This window comes from Bradyrhizobium sp. CB82 (genome assembly GCF_029714405.1).
In the GTDB taxonomy this organism is placed as follows: Bacteria; Pseudomonadota; Alphaproteobacteria; order Rhizobiales; family Xanthobacteraceae; genus Bradyrhizobium.
This window is the reverse complement of the sequence record NZ_CP121650.1, coordinates 6,442,663-6,460,207: the sequence shown is the minus strand read 5'-3', so window position 1 is coordinate 6,460,207 and position 17,545 is coordinate 6,442,663. Positions and strand designations below refer to the sequence as shown.

The 17,545-nt window shown below is 61.1% G+C and carries 10 protein-coding genes; 2 read left to right on the top strand and 8 right to left on the bottom strand.

Annotated elements, in window-relative coordinates:
• Positions 1–100 precede the first annotated feature (100 nt).
• On the bottom strand, positions 101–2,158 hold the full coding sequence (locus QA640_RS31325) for a hypothetical protein (protein WP_283036697.1): 2,058 nt from the start codon (positions 2,156–2,158) through the stop codon (positions 101–103).
• Between the two features lie 916 nt (positions 2,159–3,074).
• On the opposite strand from QA640_RS31325, the gene QA640_RS31320 reads away from it, so the two are divergent.
• Both QA640_RS31320 and QA640_RS31315 read left to right on the top strand, forming a co-directional pair.
• The gene (locus QA640_RS31320) at positions 3,075–4,346 is read left to right on the top strand and encodes an NAD(P)-binding domain-containing protein (protein WP_283036696.1); all 1,272 of its coding nucleotides are present in this window, start codon (positions 3,075–3,077) and stop codon (positions 4,344–4,346) included.
• A 10-nt stretch (positions 4,347–4,356) separates the two neighbouring features.
• Positions 4,357–5,697, top strand: a complete 1,341-nt coding sequence (locus QA640_RS31315) for a hypothetical protein (RefSeq protein ID WP_283036695.1) — start codon at positions 4,357–4,359, stop codon at positions 5,695–5,697.
• Positions 5,698–5,778: 81 nt separating this feature from the next.
• Here QA640_RS31315 and QA640_RS31310 read toward each other — a convergent pair whose 3' ends face one another.
• From QA640_RS31310 to QA640_RS31280, 7 genes are all read right to left on the bottom strand, one after another.
• Positions 5,779–7,206: an HlyD family type I secretion periplasmic adaptor subunit gene (locus QA640_RS31310; protein ID WP_283036694.1), complete on the bottom strand. Its 1,428-nt coding sequence runs from the start codon at positions 7,204–7,206 to the stop codon at positions 5,779–5,781.
• Entirely contained in the window at positions 7,193–9,925 is a 2,733-nt protein-coding gene (locus tag QA640_RS31305) for a type I secretion system permease/ATPase (RefSeq protein ID WP_283036693.1), read from the bottom strand. Before QA640_RS31305 ends, QA640_RS31310 begins: the two co-directional genes overlap by 14 nt.
• Positions 9,926–10,034: 109 nt before the next feature.
• Complete coding sequence (locus tag QA640_RS31300; RefSeq protein ID WP_283036692.1) at positions 10,035–11,903, bottom strand: hypothetical protein; 1,869 nt, start codon at positions 11,901–11,903, stop codon at positions 10,035–10,037.
• Between the two features lie 1,062 nt (positions 11,904–12,965).
• Positions 12,966–13,838, bottom strand: a complete 873-nt coding sequence (locus QA640_RS31295) for a hypothetical protein (protein WP_283036691.1) — start codon at positions 13,836–13,838, stop codon at positions 12,966–12,968.
• Positions 13,839–13,876: 38 nt separating this feature from the next.
• Positions 13,877–14,875 (bottom strand): class I SAM-dependent methyltransferase, encoded by a 999-nt coding sequence (locus QA640_RS31290; protein WP_283042944.1) that lies wholly within the window; start codon positions 14,873–14,875, stop codon positions 13,877–13,879.
• A gap of 101 nt (positions 14,876–14,976) precedes the next feature.
• Positions 14,977–16,173, bottom strand: coding sequence for a glycosyltransferase family 4 protein (locus QA640_RS31285; protein WP_283036690.1), 1,197 nt, complete (start codon positions 16,171–16,173; stop codon positions 14,977–14,979).
• 53 nt (positions 16,174–16,226) lie between these two features.
• Complete coding sequence (locus tag QA640_RS31280) at positions 16,227–17,378, bottom strand: glycosyltransferase family 4 protein (RefSeq protein ID WP_283036689.1); 1,152 nt, start codon at positions 17,376–17,378, stop codon at positions 16,227–16,229.
• Between the last annotated feature and the right edge of the window lie 167 nt (positions 17,379–17,545).

Genomic DNA, 17,545 nt, shown 5'->3' with positions numbered 1-17,545 from the left:
CTCCTTTCGATCCTTGATGGCGCATGCTCTCTCGGAACAGCGCTACACATTTTGACCTAACGCGGTCCTGCGGGTTCATCCTGCGCCGGCTGCAAGGATGCTATCGGCGCAGCGCCTCCAATCGCGCCTTCGCCTCCTTGATTCCGCCGGCTTCGGCCCGCGCATAGAGATCTCGCGCTTTAGTGAGATCGCCCTGCGTCCCGTATGTTCCGAAGTTGGGAAGGACCAGCGGATCGTAGGTTTCCGCGAGCGCGAAGCTTGCTTGCGCGCTGCCGATCTCAGCGGCGCGCTCCAGCACGATCCGCGCCGCGCCGATGTTTCCCTGTTCAAGCAAGATGCTCGCGCGCGCGATCAATTTCGCCGCTTGCACCCCTTCGTTAGGATTGACCGGAGCATCGCCCTGGCTGCGCGCCGCTGTGGCCTGGTCGTGGACTGGCTTGTCTTGGACTGGCTTGTCTTGGACCGGCTTGTTTTGGACTGGCTTGTTTTGGACAGGCTGGATCTGGATTGGCCGTGCCAGCGCTGACGGCGGCTCCTCGCGCACGGCGAGGCCAGTGGTAGCCAACTGAGACGCAGCGGAGAGATCTTTCGCCGCAAGTTTGCCGTTGTCTTGACGCGCCAATGCGAGATCCCTCTCCAGCCCCTCGGCCCGCTCACGCTCACGCTGCAACAAGCGGCCCAGCTCGGCCGAGTCCCGCTCTCCGGCCTGCTTGATCCGGATGACGTCCTCGCTGGCCTTGGACGCTCGCTGGGTTTCCGCGTCGAGATCGCGACTGGCTTTTGCGAGATCCCGGGCTAGCTGCTCAGCTCGCTCGCGCTCGCTTTGCTGAGATTGCTTCAAGTCGGCGGTGTCGCTCGCCTCGGCCTTCTTGCGCTGCGCTGCTTCCTCGCTAGCTTTGGCCGCTTGAGCCTCGTATGCATAGATCTTGCTGCGTGCCATCGAGAGATCCTGCGCCAATGCATCGGCTCTCTCGTGCTCCTTCTGCGTCGAGCGTTTCTGTTCAGCGGCGCCGGCTTGTGCTGCCTGCGTCAGCTTGGCGACCTCGTCGCTCGCCTTTGCCGCAAGCGCTGTTTGAGTCTCGACATCGCGGTGCGCGGCCGCAAGCGCCTGCTCCAGCCGGCCGGTCCGATCCCGCTCCTGTTGCAGCGATTTCTGCAACTCCGCGGAGCCGCCTTCCGCTGCCTGCTTCAGCTGTGCGACCTCGTCGCCGGCCTTCGCCGCAAGCGCTGTTTGAGTCTCGACATCGCGCTGCGCGGCCGCAAGCGCCTGCTCCAGCTGGCCGGTCCGATCGCGCTCCTGTTGCAGCGATTTCTGCAACTCCACGAAGCCGCCTTCCGCTGCCTGCTTCAGCTGGATGACCTCGTCGCCGGCCTTCGCCGCAAGCGCTGTTTGAGTCTCGACATCGCGCTGCGCGGCCGCAAGCGCCTGCTCCAGCTGGCCGGTCCGATCGCGCTCCTGTTGCAGCGATTTCTGCAACTCCGCGGAGCCGCCTTCCGCTGCCTGCTTCAGCTGGATGACCTCGTCGCCGGCCTTCGCCGCAAGCGCTGTTTGAGTCTCGACGTCGCGATGCGCGGCCGCAAGCGCCTGCTCCAGCTGGCCGGTCCGATCGCGCTCCTGTTGCAGCGATTTCTGCAACTCCACGAAGCCACCTTCCGATGCCTGCTTCAGCTGGATGACCTCGTCGCCGGCCTTTGCCGCAAGCGCTGTTTGAGTCTCGACGTCGCGATGCGCGGCCGCAAGCGCCTGCTCCAGCTGGCCGGTCCGATCCCGCTCCTGTTGTAGAGAGTTCCGCAATTCCGTGCGGTCATCTTCCGCCGCCTGCTCCAGCCGGTCGGCCCGATCCCGCTCCTTTTGTAGAGATTTCAATTCCGTGCGGTCATCTTCCGCCGCCTGCTTCAGCTGGGCGACCTCGTCGCCCGCCTTTGCCGCAAGCGCTGTCTGAGCTTCGATATCGCGTCGCGCAGCCGCAAGCGCCTGTTCCAACTGGCCGGTCCGATCGCGCTCCTGTTGCAGGGATCTCTGCAACTCCACGGAGCCCCCATCCGTGACGATATTGCGTCGCGTCGCCGCAAGGTCCTGCTCCAGCCGTTCGGCCCGATCGTGCTCATGCGCGAGCTGTCGGTGCAGCAACTCGATGTCGCCCCTTGTAACGTTCAATTCGCAGGCTGGTGTTTCCGACCTAAGGAATCCCCGTTCCGGAGACCACTGCGGCTCTCCCTTGTCGGTCGTCGTTGCTTGCGCAACCTGCACCGATTCGTCGTCGCCGCGGCGTAGCGGCGATGCCAAGAACGATGCCAAGAATTCATCACGACCTGTCATCTCGTTAGAGTCGAGGTCGGCAACTGCCGCGTGGCGTGCCTCCAAGAGGCGTCGCGTTTGATTGGGGGAGGCCAGCGTGTCGGACATCCAACCGAGCGCAAGCACAACCGCCGCCATCCACGGGAGCGCGGATCGTCCAGCCGAGGGCAGGCGTCCCATCGACTTCAGCACAACCGGTGTTTGATCCGCATCGCTGCGCAATGTGTCAGCACCGTCGCGGGCGGCGTTCAAACTAGGAATAACCGTGCGCCCCATATGCAAGTACCTGTCGCAAGATGATGCGTCCCGTTCCAGATGCATCATTATGCGCGCCGCCTATGCGCAATCCTATAACTCGCATGGAGGACCCTCGCTTTCCCCCCTTGTTGCTCCAGAAGAGGTACCCCCAGGGCAAGCCCCACAAAGGCCGGTTGTGTTACTTGAGCGCGACGCGATGCACGCTATCGTTGTGGTAGTGCGCGCAAATTGACGTGCAGCAAGGTTGCCTCTTCATCGTCCTTAGGAAGATCCTGGCGGCGCTCTGCCGTGCCCGCTGAATGTGCGCCCTCGCCGCGGCATCGGGCTGATGCAGGCGCGAAGCGGGGGAGCCGACGGGGTAATCCGTAAGGGTCTGCATCTCGGGCGAATTTTATCATAGGACGTGGGTCTGCGTGTGAGACAATGCCGTCCTTGCTTCGCAGCTTCCGCACACGGTTTTGCGCGGTCGCTGCGCGTTTGTCTCATGCTGCGCCAGAGACTTCGATTGGGAGCGACAATGGCTAGTCTGTCGGATCTGCCGGTAGCGATCGTTGGGGCAGGGCCTTATGGCCTCTCCGTCGCGGCACATTTGCGCGCCAGTGGAGTGCCGTTTCGGATCTTCGGCACGCCGATGCATCGGTGGCGAGCGCAAATGCCGGTGGGCATGTTTTTGAAATCTGAAGAGCACGCCTCGAGCCTTGCCGATCCGTCCGGGCACCACACTCTACAGCAATTCTGCGCAGAAGCAGGAGAGTCCTACGCGACGGCTCCAATTCCGCTCGACACTTTCACCAGATACGCATTGTCATTTCAGCAGCGTCTCGTTCCCATGGTGGAAGACGTATTGGTGATGGCGCTCGAGAAAAGATCAGACGGGTTCGACCTGAGGCTGGCGGATGGGGAAAGCATCAGGGCGACAAATGTTGTTATCGCGACCGGCTTGTCACATGCCGAGTATATTCCGCAAGAGCTGGCGCAGTTGCCCGGAGAGTTGCGATCACACAGCAGTGTCCATCGCGACCTGAGCCACTTCAAAGGTCGCGACGTCATTGTCATCGGCGCCGGACAGTCAGCTCTCGAGACTGCGGCGCTGTTGAACGAGACTCAGGCAAGGGTGAGTCTGCTCGTACGTGGGTCTTCGATTAGCTGGAATCAGGTCCCGTCACCTGATCCGCGATCAGTCTGGCAACGAACGCGGCGGCCAGACTCGGCACTCGGAGCCGGGCTTCAAACGTGGTTCTGCGCAAATGCCCCGTTGCTGTTTTACTACCTACCTCAAAGGACGCGTCTCGACATGGTGCGGGGCAGCAGGCGGCGCGAGGCTTTGCTGGGTCCCGCCGGTGCGTGGTGGCTTCGGGAGCGTGTCCTCGGCCGTGTCCCGATCCTACTGGGCCAATCCGTGTTAGGTGCGACGATGAGAGGCGGGAGGGCGGTCGTCCATGTCAGAGGACAGGATGGGATATCGCGCGATCTCGCCGCCGACCATATCATCGCTGCGACCGGCTATCGATTTGTCGCCCATTCGCTGCCGTTCGTCGACGCGTCATTGTTGCGCGATCTGCGTTGCGTCGAGCAGGTCCCCCTGTTGTCGACCAGCTTCGAGTCTTCAATTCCGGGCCTCTATTTCACCGGGATCGCGAGCGCCTACAACTTTGGGCCGCTGATGCGCTTCCTGTGTGGATGTCAGTATACGGCCGAGCGCATCTGCCGCAGTATTAGCGAAAGGCAAGCCCCATCCCGTTCGACTTTGGCGGCGTTGATTTCAGAGCACAACGCGAACACCTCATAAGGCACCGCCCGTGACCGCTCCTGCCCCCGTACTTATCCTGAAGACCGGGAGCTATGCGATTCACCATGGGCAGCTTGGCATCATCCGAAGCCTGGGAAGGCTGGGCATTCCCGTATACACGGTTGCAGAGGATCACCTGACCCCGGCGGGCGTTTCAAGATACCTGGCAGGGAGTTTTGTCTGGCACGCTGGTGATTTACCAAGACCGCAGTTGCTTGAAGCCTTGGTCAGCATTGGCAGAAAGCTCAACAAGCCCACAATCCTCATTCCCACCGATGATCTGGCTGCCATCTTGGTCGCCGAAGAGTCTGCGACGCTGCGGCAGTGGTTCATATTTCCCGATATATCGGTCGGAATGCCGCGGATTCTCGCGAACAAGCAGATGCTGTACGCGTTCTGCCGTCAAATAGACGTGCCCTGTCCGAACATGCAGTGCCCCGAGTCGATCTCAGATGTGCACGAGTTTGCGGCATCAGCGAGATTCCCGATTGTTGTCAAACCAGCAGCGGGATGGCTCCATCCGAAGCTGAGGGTATCAATTGTTCACTCGGAACAGGAACTCGTCGATATCTGGCATAGGGCGGGGAGCTCGCAGAATCCGAACCTGCTGCTCCAGGAATACATTCCTCCTGGAACAGACTGGTTCTTCCACGGCTACTGCAATAGCGCGTCGGAGTGCCTGGCCGCTTTCACGGGAATGAAACTGCGATCCTATCCGCCACAGGCTGGAATGACTACATTGGGCAGATCCACAACCAATGACGTTCTGCTCCATCACGCCCAGACTTTGCTCAAGGCGATATCCTATGCGGGCATCATGGATCTGGACTTTCGCTTCGACGAGCGAGATCAAAAGTACAAACTTCTGGATTTCAATCCGCGCATCGGGGCCCAGTTTCGCGTGTTCGTGGACGACAATGGCCTCGACGTCGCGAGAGCGCTCTACGGTGACCTCACCGGACAGACCGTGCGACGCTCGAGACAGGTCGACGGACGAGTCTTCGTTGTAGAACCGGAGGATCTCCGTGCAAGCGTGAACTATGCCAGGCGAGGCGAATTATCGGCCTATGCCTGGTTGCATTCATTCAGGGGTCGCAAGGAGTTCGCCTGGTTCAGCTGGGATGACCCTCTGCCTTTCCTGATGGTGTGGGCTCGTATTGCGATCCGGGGCGTCGGCAAAACATTTCGGATTGGACCGTTCAAGTCCGACGCCACTCGTCGCTCGATTAGCGCGGGTCAAGGGTGCAATCCGGATGAGGCCATGCCGATTACGGGATACAGCGCGCGGTCCCGCTTGATCTCGATCTTGGGACCACTATGGCAGTATCTGGCACGGCCGTGGTCGGATTGATGGATGCCGCGGACGAGTTCGCTCGCTCCCAATGGCCGCCTTCCAGTTGCCTGCATGCTCATCGATGATGCTCCGCTTCGTCTACCGCTCTCGCAGCGATTCCTGCTTGTACCTCGCCAGCGGCGAGAGAAGGTAGCTGATGATCGTGCGCGCGCCGGTCTTGATCTCGACCGTCACTGCCATGCCGGGGCCGAGCTTGACGAGCTTGTCCTCCACCTGCATGTGGGTGCGGTCGAGTGAAATGCGCGCCGCATATTCCAGCTCCTGGCCTTTCGGCTCGCTGCTGCCTTGCGCCGTGCCCGACGCGCGGTCATTCGAGGCGCCTTGCGGCCTGTCGCGCGTGATGGCGTCGGTCGACACGCTGAGCACGTCTCCATGCAGGAGCCCATAGCGCGTGAAGTTGAACGTATCGACCTTGATCTCCGCCTTCTGTCCAGGATGGACGAACCCGATGTCGCGGTTGGAGAGCATGGCCTCGATCTCGAGCTGGCTCTCGCTCGGGACCACGATGGCGAGCGCCTGCGCCGGCGTCACCACGCCGCCCACCGTGTGAATGGCGAGCTGTTGCACGACGCCGTCGACCGGCGCAGTCAACTGCTGGAGTTTCGTGCGCCGCTCCGCCTTGACCACTTCCTGCGCAGCGCTCGCCGCCTTCTGCTCGGCTTTGGCAAGTGCGTCATAGGTCGCGCGCCGATACTCCGCGGAGGTCCTCTCTTTCGTTTCCTTCAGCAAAGCGATGGCTGCGTCGACTTCGTGCAGCCGGCTCTGCTGGAGGACGAGATCCTGCTGAAGACCGACCAGCTCCTGATACTCGGAGAGATAGACCACCTTCGAAGCCAGGGCCTTGTCGACGAGCCCCTTGCGAATATCGACGCGCTCCTGGAGCACCGGGATCGTCGCCTGGAGCTTTGCCACGCTCGCTGACGTGGTCGCGCGCTCCGCTTCCTTCTGACCCTGCTGGCGCTCGATCTCGGCAAGCTTTGCGTGCTGCTCGGAGCGCTGGCTGATCAAGAACTGGCGATGCATCTCGATCTCCGCGGCACTTGCGCTCTGCGGTGGCCGGAAGGCGGCAAGCGGATCCTGGGCGAGTGCCGCGCGCAGCCGCGCGACGTCGAGCTCTGCCGCAACGAGATCGCTTCTCTGTCGCTCCTGATCGGCTTCCGTCATCGTCGGGTCGAGCTCGATGAGGACGTCGCCGGCCTTGACGGTCTGTCCGTCGCGGACGTGGATGGCGCGGACGACGCCCGTGTCGAATGGCTGGATCAGCTTGGTGCGCCCGCCCGGCACGATCTTGCCCGTCGCGGTCGCGACGATATCGACGCTGCCCAACGACGCCCACGCCAGCGCGATGCAGAACACCGCGATGATGCTCACCCCGATCGCACGCCCGACCGGCGACGGCGGCGTTTCAGTGATCTCGAGCGCCGCCGGCAGGAACGCGATTTCGTGCTCGCGGCGGCGCGGCTCGCGTCTCGGGAACGGAACGATATTTCGACTAGCGGACGTCATGGATGCCGGCCTGCAGATAGTGGAGGTTTGCGTAACGCCCGTTCGAGCGGATCAGCTCGTCATGGCTGCCGTCCTCGACGATGCGGCCATGCTCGAGTGTGATGATCCGGTTGGCATTGCGCACGGTCGAGAGTCGATGCGCGATCACGAAAACGGTCCGTCCGGCGGAAATCCGTCTCATGTTCTGCTGGATGGCGCGCTCGCTTTCATAGTCCAGCGCGCTGGTCGCCTCGTCGAGAATGAGGATGCGCGGATCGGTGATCAGCGCGCGGGCGATCGCGACACGCTGACGTTGCCCGCCGGAGAGACTGCTGCCACGTTCGCCGACGACGGTGTCATAGCCCTCCGGCAGCTCCAGGATGAAGTCGTGAGCGCCCGCGAGCGATGCCGCCTCGATGACGCGTTCCATGGGCATGGCCGGGTCGGCGAGCGCAATGTTCTCGCGGATCGAGCGATTGAAGAGCACATTCTCCTGCAAGACCACCCCGATCTGGCGCCGAAGCCAGGTCAGATCGACCATCGCGAGGTCAACGCCGTCGACCAGCACGCGGCCACTCTCCGGTACATAGAGACGCTGGATCAGCTTGGCGATGGTGCTCTTGCCCGAGCCCGAAGAGCCTACGATGCCGATCACCTGGCCGGGCTCGACGTTGAAGGACACGTCGTGCAGCACTTCGGGACCGTCGACGCGGTAGCGGAAGGTCGCGTGCTCGAACGTGACCTTGCCGCGGATCGGCGGCAGGGCAGCGCGAGCCGGACTGAAGCTCGGCTCGGGAATGGTGTTGAGGATGTCGCCGAGACGGTCGATCGACAGACGGGCCTGGTGGAAGTCCTGCCAGATTTGCGCGAGCCGAAGCACCGGCATGCTCACCCGTCCCGCCAGCATGTTGAACGCGACGAGCTCGCCGACGGATAGGTCGCCGCCGATCACGAGCCTGGCGCCGAAGTACAGCGTTGCGGCGATGACCAGCTTGTTGATCATCTGGACCGCCTGGCTCGCCGTGTTGTTGAGGCTGAGCACGCGGAAGCTTGCGCCCACATAGCCGGCGAGCTGCTCCTCCCAGCGGCGCTGCATCTGCGGCTCGACCGCCATCGCCTTCAGTGTCTCGACGCCGGTGACGCTCTCGACCAGGAAGGCCTGGTTCTCCGAGCCGCGATTGAACTTCTCGTCAAGGCGACGGCGGAACAGCGGCGCGACACCGGCGGAAATGCCGATGTAGAACGGGAACGACGCCATGACGATCAGCGTCAGCGATGTCGAGTAGTAGAACATCACCGCGAGGAAGACGACAGTGAACAGGAGATCGACAACCAGCGTGAGCGCCGAGCTCGTCAGGAACTGACGGATGTTCTCCAGCTCGCGAACACGTGCAACCGAATCGCCGACGCGGCGCGTCTGGAAATAGGCGATCGGCAAGGCCATCAGGTGACGAAACAGCCGCGCGCCGAGCTCGACGTCGATGCGATTCGTCGTGTGCGCGAACAGATAGACGCGCAGCGTGCCGAGAACGGTCTCGAACACGGTTAGCGCCACGAGACCCATGACCAGGACGTCGAGCGTGCTCATGCTTCGATGCACGAGCACCTTGTCGATCACCACCTGGAAGAATAGCGGTGAGATGAGCGCGAAGACCTGTAGGAAGAACGACGCGGCCAGCACTTCGCCGAGCAGGCGGCGATACTTGTGGACGGCACCGATGAACCAGCCGATATCAAATCGCCGGGACAGATCCGTCAGGGCCGCACGCCGGGTCATCAGGATGATGTCGCCGTCCCAGATGGCCTCGAGCTCGGCCTGAGTCATGGATTCGGGTCGGGGAGACAACGGGCGCTGAACGAGAAGCTTGTCGTCGATGACCTTGCCCAGGATCAGGAAGCCGCCGTCGCGCAGCATGGCAATTGCCGGCAGCGGCGTGACCGAAAGCCTGCTCCAGCTCGATCTCTGGGCCCGGGCCTTGAGCCCGAACTCCCTGGCGCAGCGGAGAATTTCGGTCACACCGACCCGCGCCGCTCCCATGCGATGCCGAATTTGTTCCGGGTCGGCCGCAATGCCATGGCAGCGCAGCAATATCGCCACCGCAATGAGCCCTGACTCATCGCCGCCCGCAGGCTCAAGATCCGCCTCCTGGGAAGCCATATCGGATCGATCGGGTGACCGCGTGCGCATCATGGTATCGCGGGCACGCATGAAGACGTCCTGGGCACGCATGAAGACGTCCCGGGCGTGCGCCAAAATATTGCCAGCATGCATCACGGCATCGCCGGCACGCCGTGCCAGTTCACGCCCCGGGATACTCATGCCGGCAAGGAAATGAAGCAACCGGTGCACGAGATTCTGTGAGCCGGCCAGGATCAGACGGCCGTCCCACACTTCTTCGAACTCGGCGCGCGTCATCATGTTCGGACGCGATGCGGTTGGATGCAGCACAAGTGCCATCTCGTCATCGACCTTGCCGAGAAGCAGGAAGCCGCCATCACGGAGCGACGCGATTCCGGGCAGCGTGGTGCTCGCAAGTCGCTTCCAACGCATCGTGCGTGAGCGGACTTTGACCCCGAATTCGTGCGCACAGCGAAGCATCGCGCTGATGCCGATATCGTTGCTCCCGCAACGGTCGCGGAGCTGGTCAGGCTCGGCGTTCACGCCATGAAGGCGCAGGAACAGAGCCAGGGCTCGAAGCCCGAGGTCTGCGGCATGGGCATTTCCATTCTGGATCGCCATTTTTAACTCAACCCTTCGCGGCTACCGACCGCGTATGATGTTCCTTCTTATGCATTCACAATCGTTGACGGTGCCGCACCCAGGCGCTGAGCCTGGGTGCGGCAAGGCGCTAATGTTGCGGTCTGGCCAGCAACGATTCCTGACCCCAACCGGTCGCTTGCGACACGGCCGCCACGATCTGCCCGGAATCCACCCGGCCGGAGTTACTGGCCAGATACTGGTTCAGCAGCGCAAAGCTCTGGCTCGCCAGGGAAGCCGTGCTCGTGCCGGTCGAAGATCGAAAATCCGTCACGGAGATGGGCTGCGGCACGGAGGTCGCAACGCCGCCGCCGCCGATCAGATCTCTGATCTGGCTGAACAGCGCAGAGCCATGATCCACCGCAAGGTCCTGACCCGCCAGAGACGTTACCCTTGCGGCGATCGTGGAGGCACGATCCGTGAGATCGGTCGGCGGTGACACGGAGATCGTGCCGGTGCTAGTGACCGGGTCTTGATGCTGCCCCGACTGGACTGCCGGGACCCCTGTGCTCGTACCGGTCGGATGCGACGGATCCGCTGCAGTGGTTGTCGGCGACGTTGTAGTCGTTGCGGTCGCAGCGGGTCGGGGATCCGTCACGGTGATGGTCTGCGGCGAGGCCGTCGCAACGGCACCGCTGGTCGGGTCCTTCGCGCTGGCGGTCAGCGTGAGCGTAGCGGTCGGATGGCCGCCGCCCCTGTAGTTCGACGTCAGCGTCAGTCCGCTGTCGACCTGCGCTGCCGTCAAGGTGATGTTGTTCCCTTGGAACGTCCGGCCATCGAGCTTGTCGGTGATCGTCTCGTACTTCGGCAACCCCGTGATGTTCACGGTCACGACATCGTTGGAGTCGGTCGTTGACACCTTGGTCCCCAGGTCGACGGTACCGCCTCTGCCGGCTACATAGAGCGAGCTATCCGCGATGGTCAGGGCTGGCTTGGTCGCTGACGGCGTCGGTGTTGTTGGCGTGGTCGGCGTGGTCGGAGAGGTCGGCGTGGTGGTGCCGCCGCCCGAAACCGGCGTGGTCGGAGAGGTCGGCGGATCGATTTGGAGACCCGTGAACGTCTTCACCGCGCCCGACAGGTTCGCCGCGACACCAGACGAATCCTTGATGCTCGCGCCGCTCGGGAGATTGACCCCGGTGATGGCGAGCGCCGACGTGGTCGTGTTGGTCGACGCGACAGTCGTTTTGAAGGTGAGCGTACCCGTGCCCGAGCCACCGGCATAGGTGGCCGTGCCGCCATCATTGAGCGACAGCGTCGGCGTGCCCGTCACGGTCACGGCCTCGTTGAAGCCGAGCGACAGTGTGATCGTATCTCCGACGAGCTCGGTGCCGGTCGCCGGAGAGGCCGAGGCCTGCGTCACCGCCGGCAAGATCGGATCGATCTGGAGACCGGAGAACGTCTTCACCGCACCCGACAGGTTCGCTGCGACACCGGAAGCATCCTTGATGCTCGAACCGCTCGGAAGATTGACCCCGGTGATGGCAAGCGCCGAAGTGTTCGTGTCGGTCGATGCGACGGTCGTTTTGAAGGTGAGCGTGCTGGTGCCCGAACCACCAACATAGGTGGCCTTGCCGCCGTCATTGAGCGACAGCGTCGGCGTGCCCGTCACCGTCACGGCCTCGCTGAAGCCGAGCGACAGCGTGATGGTATCGCCGGCACGCTCGACTCCCGTCCCCGGAGAGGCCGTAGCCTGCGTCACCGCCGGCGTGACCGTTGGTGTCGTGGGCGTGGTTGGTGTCGTCGGATCGGGCTCGAGGCCGGGCGGTGGGTCTGCTTTCAATTGCGTCGCACTGAGCGAAGAATAGGAGACGGTTTGCCACTGCGTTGTCAGCTTGACGAAGTCGCCTCCCCCGACGACGGGGTTGTTGTTGACACTGGTCGAGTATTGAGCAGTGGAGTTTAGCCACCAATCGGCGCCGATCTGAGCCACCAGATTCGCGCTAGGATCGTTGGTCTTCATGTTCGCTTCAACAAAGACACCGTCGACGGTTCCGGGCGTGAATGTGCCGCGCTGTCCGGGCCAAAAATGGTCGTTGTACCCGGTTCGTGGCGCGTCCACGGATACGCTGCCATCTGACAACGTTTGCTCGCTCCATGCATATGGTCCACCGGAGAAGTCCGCCGTGTAATGGGCTCCGCCAATACCATTCTGTGCTTGGTCTTGCACCTTGACCCAGGTTCCATTGGTAAGGTGAAGATAAGTCGTGAAGTTTGCGATCTGTACAGTGTCACTCGCTGCGTTCGGGCTGACCGCTGCTCCGGCCTGGGGATAGACTACACCCCAACCTGTGACAGCCGAAAACCCCGAGGGCGCTGGGGTGAGCGTGGTAGTACCGTACAGACCCGTGTCCCAAGAAAGCCCCTCTGGGTATCCTTGGCTGTTGCCTGGCGTGTTCTGATAGATGGCTGCGTTCAAAGCGCTTGTGGACACTCGTAAGATCTCCTTTGCAGGAAGTTGTAGACGGGAATTCCACTGCCGCGCATCGCGAAGGTGCGCGACATATTGCATGCTAGCAACCTCTGGCTGCGAGCAGATTCCAACGCTTCGCAGTCTCGCGCTGCGAGCGGATTCCAACGCTTCGCAGCCTCGCGCTGCGAGCGGACTTCAAAGCAGTGGGATTATGGAAGGTGCCCCCCCAACTGCTGGCCCGGTTGGTTAATGAGCAAAAATGGCGAAAAAACTTTCAAAGTGTGATTTATACACACGTATGTAGTGCTCCATACGGCCCTATATCCGCGCCTTTGCACGTGCCCGATCGGTTAGTTCAAGGCTGGGGCGCGTCACATAGGCGAGCGCGGAGACGAAGGAGGCGGAGAGCAAACGCCGTCTTGCCGGAATGCGCCGCGACGTTCTGCAAGAAGCGCGCGCGACAACGCTACCAGTTGGCTATCGAGGACCTCAACCTCTGTGCACATTGATGAGAGCCCTGCGACGGCCAAGCGCGCTACAGTGATTGCGACGACCGCTCCGTCGCATTGAGGGAAGTGGTCTGGGGAGTTCGCCGCTCCCGTTCGACTGAGGTCACTGACGGGGGCGAGGGGGGCTCCGCAGACTGGGCGGCGGATCTGCCTGCAATTGCTGCGGACTGAGCGAAGTGAAATAGAGAGTTTTCCACTCCGTCGTTAGCTTGATGAAGTTGTTTCCTCCGACAGCGGGATTGTTGTTGACGCTGCTTGAGTATTGAGCCGTCGAGTCGCGCCACCAATCGGCGCCGATCTGGGCGACCAAATTCGCGCTGGTATCGTTGGTCTTCATTTGTGCTTCAACGTAGACACCGTCAACCGCTCCGGGCGTGAAGGTTCCGCGCACCGAGGGCCAGAAATGATCGTTGTATCCTGGTAGCGGCGCATCCACGGACACGCTGCCATCGGGCAATGTTTGTTCGCTCCATCGAGTATGTGTATCACCAGCGGAGAAGTCCGCGACGTAATGGCCTCCGTTGATGCCGCCCTGCGCCTGATCTTGCACCTTGATCCAGGTACCGATCGTGAGGTGAACGTAGGTCCTGAAGTTTGCGATCCGTACAGTACAGGTCGCCGCATTCGGACTCACCGGTGTTCCGGCCTCGGGATAGACAACGCCCCATCCAGTGACGGCCGAGAATCCAGAGGGCGCCGGCTTTAGCCTGGAAGTGCCGTAAAAGCCCTTATCCCAAGCAAGCCCCTCTGGATATCCTTCGCTGTTGCCAGGCGTATTCTGATGGATGGCTTCTGACAGCGCGGTTGGTTCAGCACACGAACGCACCAGTCTAGTCGAAGGTGATGAGGTTAGCGAGCAGGAGCCGATTCCATAAGAAGCGGTGGCGCCATCGACATCATGATCGATCGCGAAGCCATTTGGCGACCACGCCAAGAAAATGAGCCAGACAATTACACCGACAACTCGACTAACCATAGCTCAACTTCCAGGCGGAGTCCGTGCGTTAGATTCCCTCAGCCGTTCTTGCGTATCGCAAGCGAAAGATAGGGCACCGGCGCAAGATGCAATGCATCATTGAACACCTTCAACGCCTTCCCGAATGTGCGCTTCAGTTCTCCGGTGCGTCCCGACGCACTCCGCGCGTAGCCCTCGTACCACACATCAACGGGGGTCAGCATGCCGTCATATCCGGGCTTCAACAGCTCGGGCAGCCCGCCCTTGCGGTGGATGATACCCAAGATCTCATTCACGGAGCCTCCTCGAATTCCCTTGCGCAACAGATCGGTCCAGGACTCGTTGCGCAATCCGCGTGGGGAGAAGTATTGGACGAAGCGATGCGCAAGCGGATCGGGCAGATAATTTACAAACGGCAAACTGGAGGTGTGCGTTTCGACAGGAAACCAGCGAGCAGGCGTCTCGTCAATGAACAGCACCCCTCCGTTGCTTAGATGGTTCCAAAGCTGCGGGATGATCGTTTTACGTTCAGGTGGCAGAAGGTGCTCATACACAGCAGGAAGCACGATAAAATCGAACAGGCCTAGATGCTCCGGAAGGCGATCACCGGCCGGACTGCGCTCGAAGCGAACATTTGTCATCCTGTAGAAGTCGGCGCGGGCACGGGCAATGCGCAGAAACCTATCTTCAAGCTCGACGCCAACAACATCGGAAAGCGCGGGCAAAGAGCGCGTCATGATCATGGTCGAGGCACCAGATCCGCAGCCAAAATCCAACAGTCGTGCACCGACGAATGCTGATTTTGGCAGATGGGCAAATAGCGTTGCTCGCAAGTGTGCCTCTAGATACGAGCTGTCCTCGTCTCGAGAGATCTCATCGCAAAGATACCCGGGTCCCTTAACCTCCAATATTTGCGCGATCAGCTCCATTGGATATGCCGTGTCGCAGGAGGAGCGATGAATGTATATGGAAGAATCCCGCGGGTGGACGTGAATGCGACGTTTCCCGTTATTCAATTCGCTGATCTGAATACGACCGTCCGGATGATCGAAAAACATTTCCACGGTTAGGCTCCTAGTTAACAGGCATGCGCGAGGCTCACGCGCCTCTCGCAACACGCCGAATGGACTTCTCATTGCTCAGTGCTCTCATCCACGCATCACACGTCTACCAGCGATCGATAGGCTTCGATCAGATTGGCGTTGTGCTTCTCGATGGAAAACTGCTTCTCTGCTCGAATACGGCCGGCAGCGCCCATGCGTGCACGCAGCGAGGCGTCGCTCATCAGGCGGCTGACGAGCATTCGAAGTTCATCTGCATCTCCAGGCTCGAACAAGACGCCGGTCTCGCCGTCGACAACGAGTTCGGGAATGCCCCCAATTCGGCTCGCCACGACGGGTTTGCCATAAGCCATCGCTTCCAGCACCGACATTGGACAGTTCTCGTACCACTCTGAGGGTACAACGATTGCCGAGGCACCACCGATCGTCGCCTTCAGCGCTTGTCCTGACAACTGGCCAACAAACCGGGCGTTGCGGTATCGCATCTGCAAGCTACGCTCCAAAGGACCGGTCCCGGCGATCACCAGGTCCCAACTCTCAGCAGCTTCATGGGCCCGCAACAGAGTCTCGACGCCCTTCTCTCTGGAAAGCCGCCCTAAATAGAGAACATATCCATCATCCTGCGCGCTCGCGTCGAACTCGGCGGTATCCACCCCATTATAGAGCAACACGACCTGTTCCGGTCGGAACCGATGCAAAGCCGCATCACGCATGAACTGGCTCGGCGCGAGAAATCGATCCACATTTTCATAGCTGCCGAGCCAACGCTGGACTGCCGCTTCCGCGTAGAGCAGGGCGCTGGCCGCTATCCCGCCGGCACAGCGGTTCATTAGGACTTGACGGAAATCTCCGTCCAGGCACAGCGAGCAAGGGTGCCCCGCCCGCAGACGCAAATATGACGGGCAGACCGGCTTGAAGTCGTGCAGCGTCAACACGACCGGAATGCCCCGCGACTTGGCAATGCTGATGATCGACGGCGTTATCTGATGATAGACGTTGTGGCAGTGCATGACATCGGGTCGCATTTTGTCGATCAGTGCAGCAATCTTGCTGACTGCCTCCCGCGAATGAACCAAAGAAAGCGCAGATCTCAACTTCGACAGCTTTCGGCCATCTCGATAGTCCTTGTTGGAAACGAAATGGGATTCGTAAGGTGACTCACGATTCCGTTCGTCTTGCATGGAGAAATCGATCACTTGCTCGCCCGAGCGCAACAGGTAGTCGCGCTCTTGAAACATGACGACTTCCGCGCCGCCTTTGGGGAAGAAGAATTTATTGGCCATCAGTACCTTCATCAGCGCGGTCTCGTACCCAGGCCGATGTCAAATTCAATCAATCCCATACTGACTCACCCAGCGGACGCTCTACGTCCCCGAAGTTCGGCTTCACAGCTGCGTACCGCTCGGCGATATACGCGGATGGTCTGCTTCACCACGGAGTGCCAGTCATAACGTTCGGCGACCCATCGGCGAGTGCTCTCGCGCATTTCCGCCGGCCAGGGCATGCGCGCGAATGACTCCAACCGAGCGGCAAGCGCGGGCACATCGCCCAAAGGAAAATAGTGCTTCGCCTCCAATCCAATCTCCTGATGGGCGGGGAGATCGCTTGCGACCACAGGAAGCCCGTAACTCAATGCCTCCAGTAGCACGATCGGCAAACCTTCGTGAGAAGATGGCAGGACAAAAACGCCGGCATGAGCGTACAACTCGCGCAGCGCAAGGCCGGTCTGAAAGCCAGCCAAGATTGCGCCGGGGGTCGCATGGACAAGCGCCGCCACTTCCGCGGCGTAGGCGTCCGGGTGATCCGGAGCCCCAATCACCACCAGCTTCCATCCGTTCAGCTTGGCAGTTGCGTACGCCGCGATCAGATCCTTGTGCCGCTTCTCTGGCACCATGCGGCTCACCGTCAACACGTATCGACCCGGCGTCAGTCCGAATTGTTCCAGCGCCGAAGTGCTGCTTGGCAATTCCGGCAGGTCGACACCGTTGGGTATCACGTACGATTCCAGACCGTACTTGTCGCGTATGAGGTTGCGGATCGTTCGAGAAATCACAATGCGGCGGTTGCAAAACCGCATCCCACATGCCTCTCCAGTGCGCAAAACGGCCCTGGCAAATCGTCCCCATTTCTCTCGTTCATAGTCAGCGCCATGGTGCGTCACCACCACATGCAGTCCCAGCAAGCGTGCCAGCGGCACCATCAGAGAGGGCCCGATTGCCTGGATATGCAAGACTTGTGGGCGGCGCCAAGCTGCGGCCAGTACTCCCAGGAACGAGTGAACGATCGTTTCAAGGCCCCGGGATTTAGGTGACCAGATCCGCAGGTATCGCACTCCTTTCCACGCGTCGCCTCGATGACGCGGCACATAGGCGGAACGAACGACCACCTCAACATCACAGTCCAGCTCTCTCAGCATTTGGCACAAATGCTCCGCGTGAGCTTCCACTCCGCCCTGCACGCCGGGAAATCCGCGCAACCCAAGCATCATCACACGCAACATGGAATGACCTCGTGCTCACCAGCATGGTCATGCTGCTTCCAGCGAGAATGACCTGGCTGACGGTCACGTTAGGCCGCCCACCAATATTGATGCCGGGCTAAAAGGCGTTACCTGGAGGGAGTCCGGATTACCCACAAAGAGGTGTCCGCACGAGACCTGTGGTCATG

Coding starts and splice junctions, on each gene's coding strand:
- QA640_RS31295 (WP_283036691.1), bottom strand. CDS start 13,838: ATGGTTAGTCGAGTTGTCGGTGTAATTGTCTGGCTCATTTTCTTGGCG.
- QA640_RS31310 (WP_283036694.1), bottom strand. CDS start 7,206: ATGACGTCCGCTAGTCGAAATATCGTTCCGTTCCCGAGACGCGAGCCG.
- QA640_RS31300 (WP_283036692.1), bottom strand. CDS start 11,903: ATGAAGACCAACGATCCTAGCGCGAATCTGGTGGCTCAGATCGGCGCC.
- QA640_RS31305 (WP_283036693.1), bottom strand. CDS start 9,925: ATGGCGATCCAGAATGGAAATGCCCATGCCGCAGACCTCGGGCTTCGA.
- QA640_RS31285 (WP_283036690.1), bottom strand. CDS start 16,173: ATGAAGGTACTGATGGCCAATAAATTCTTCTTCCCCAAAGGCGGCGCG.
- QA640_RS31280 (WP_283036689.1), bottom strand. CDS start 17,378: ATGTTGCGTGTGATGATGCTTGGGTTGCGCGGATTTCCCGGCGTGCAG.
- QA640_RS31320 (WP_283036696.1), top strand. CDS start 3,075: ATGGCTAGTCTGTCGGATCTGCCGGTAGCGATCGTTGGGGCAGGGCCT.
- QA640_RS31290 (WP_283042944.1), bottom strand. CDS start 14,875: ATGTTTTTCGATCATCCGGACGGTCGTATTCAGATCAGCGAATTGAAT.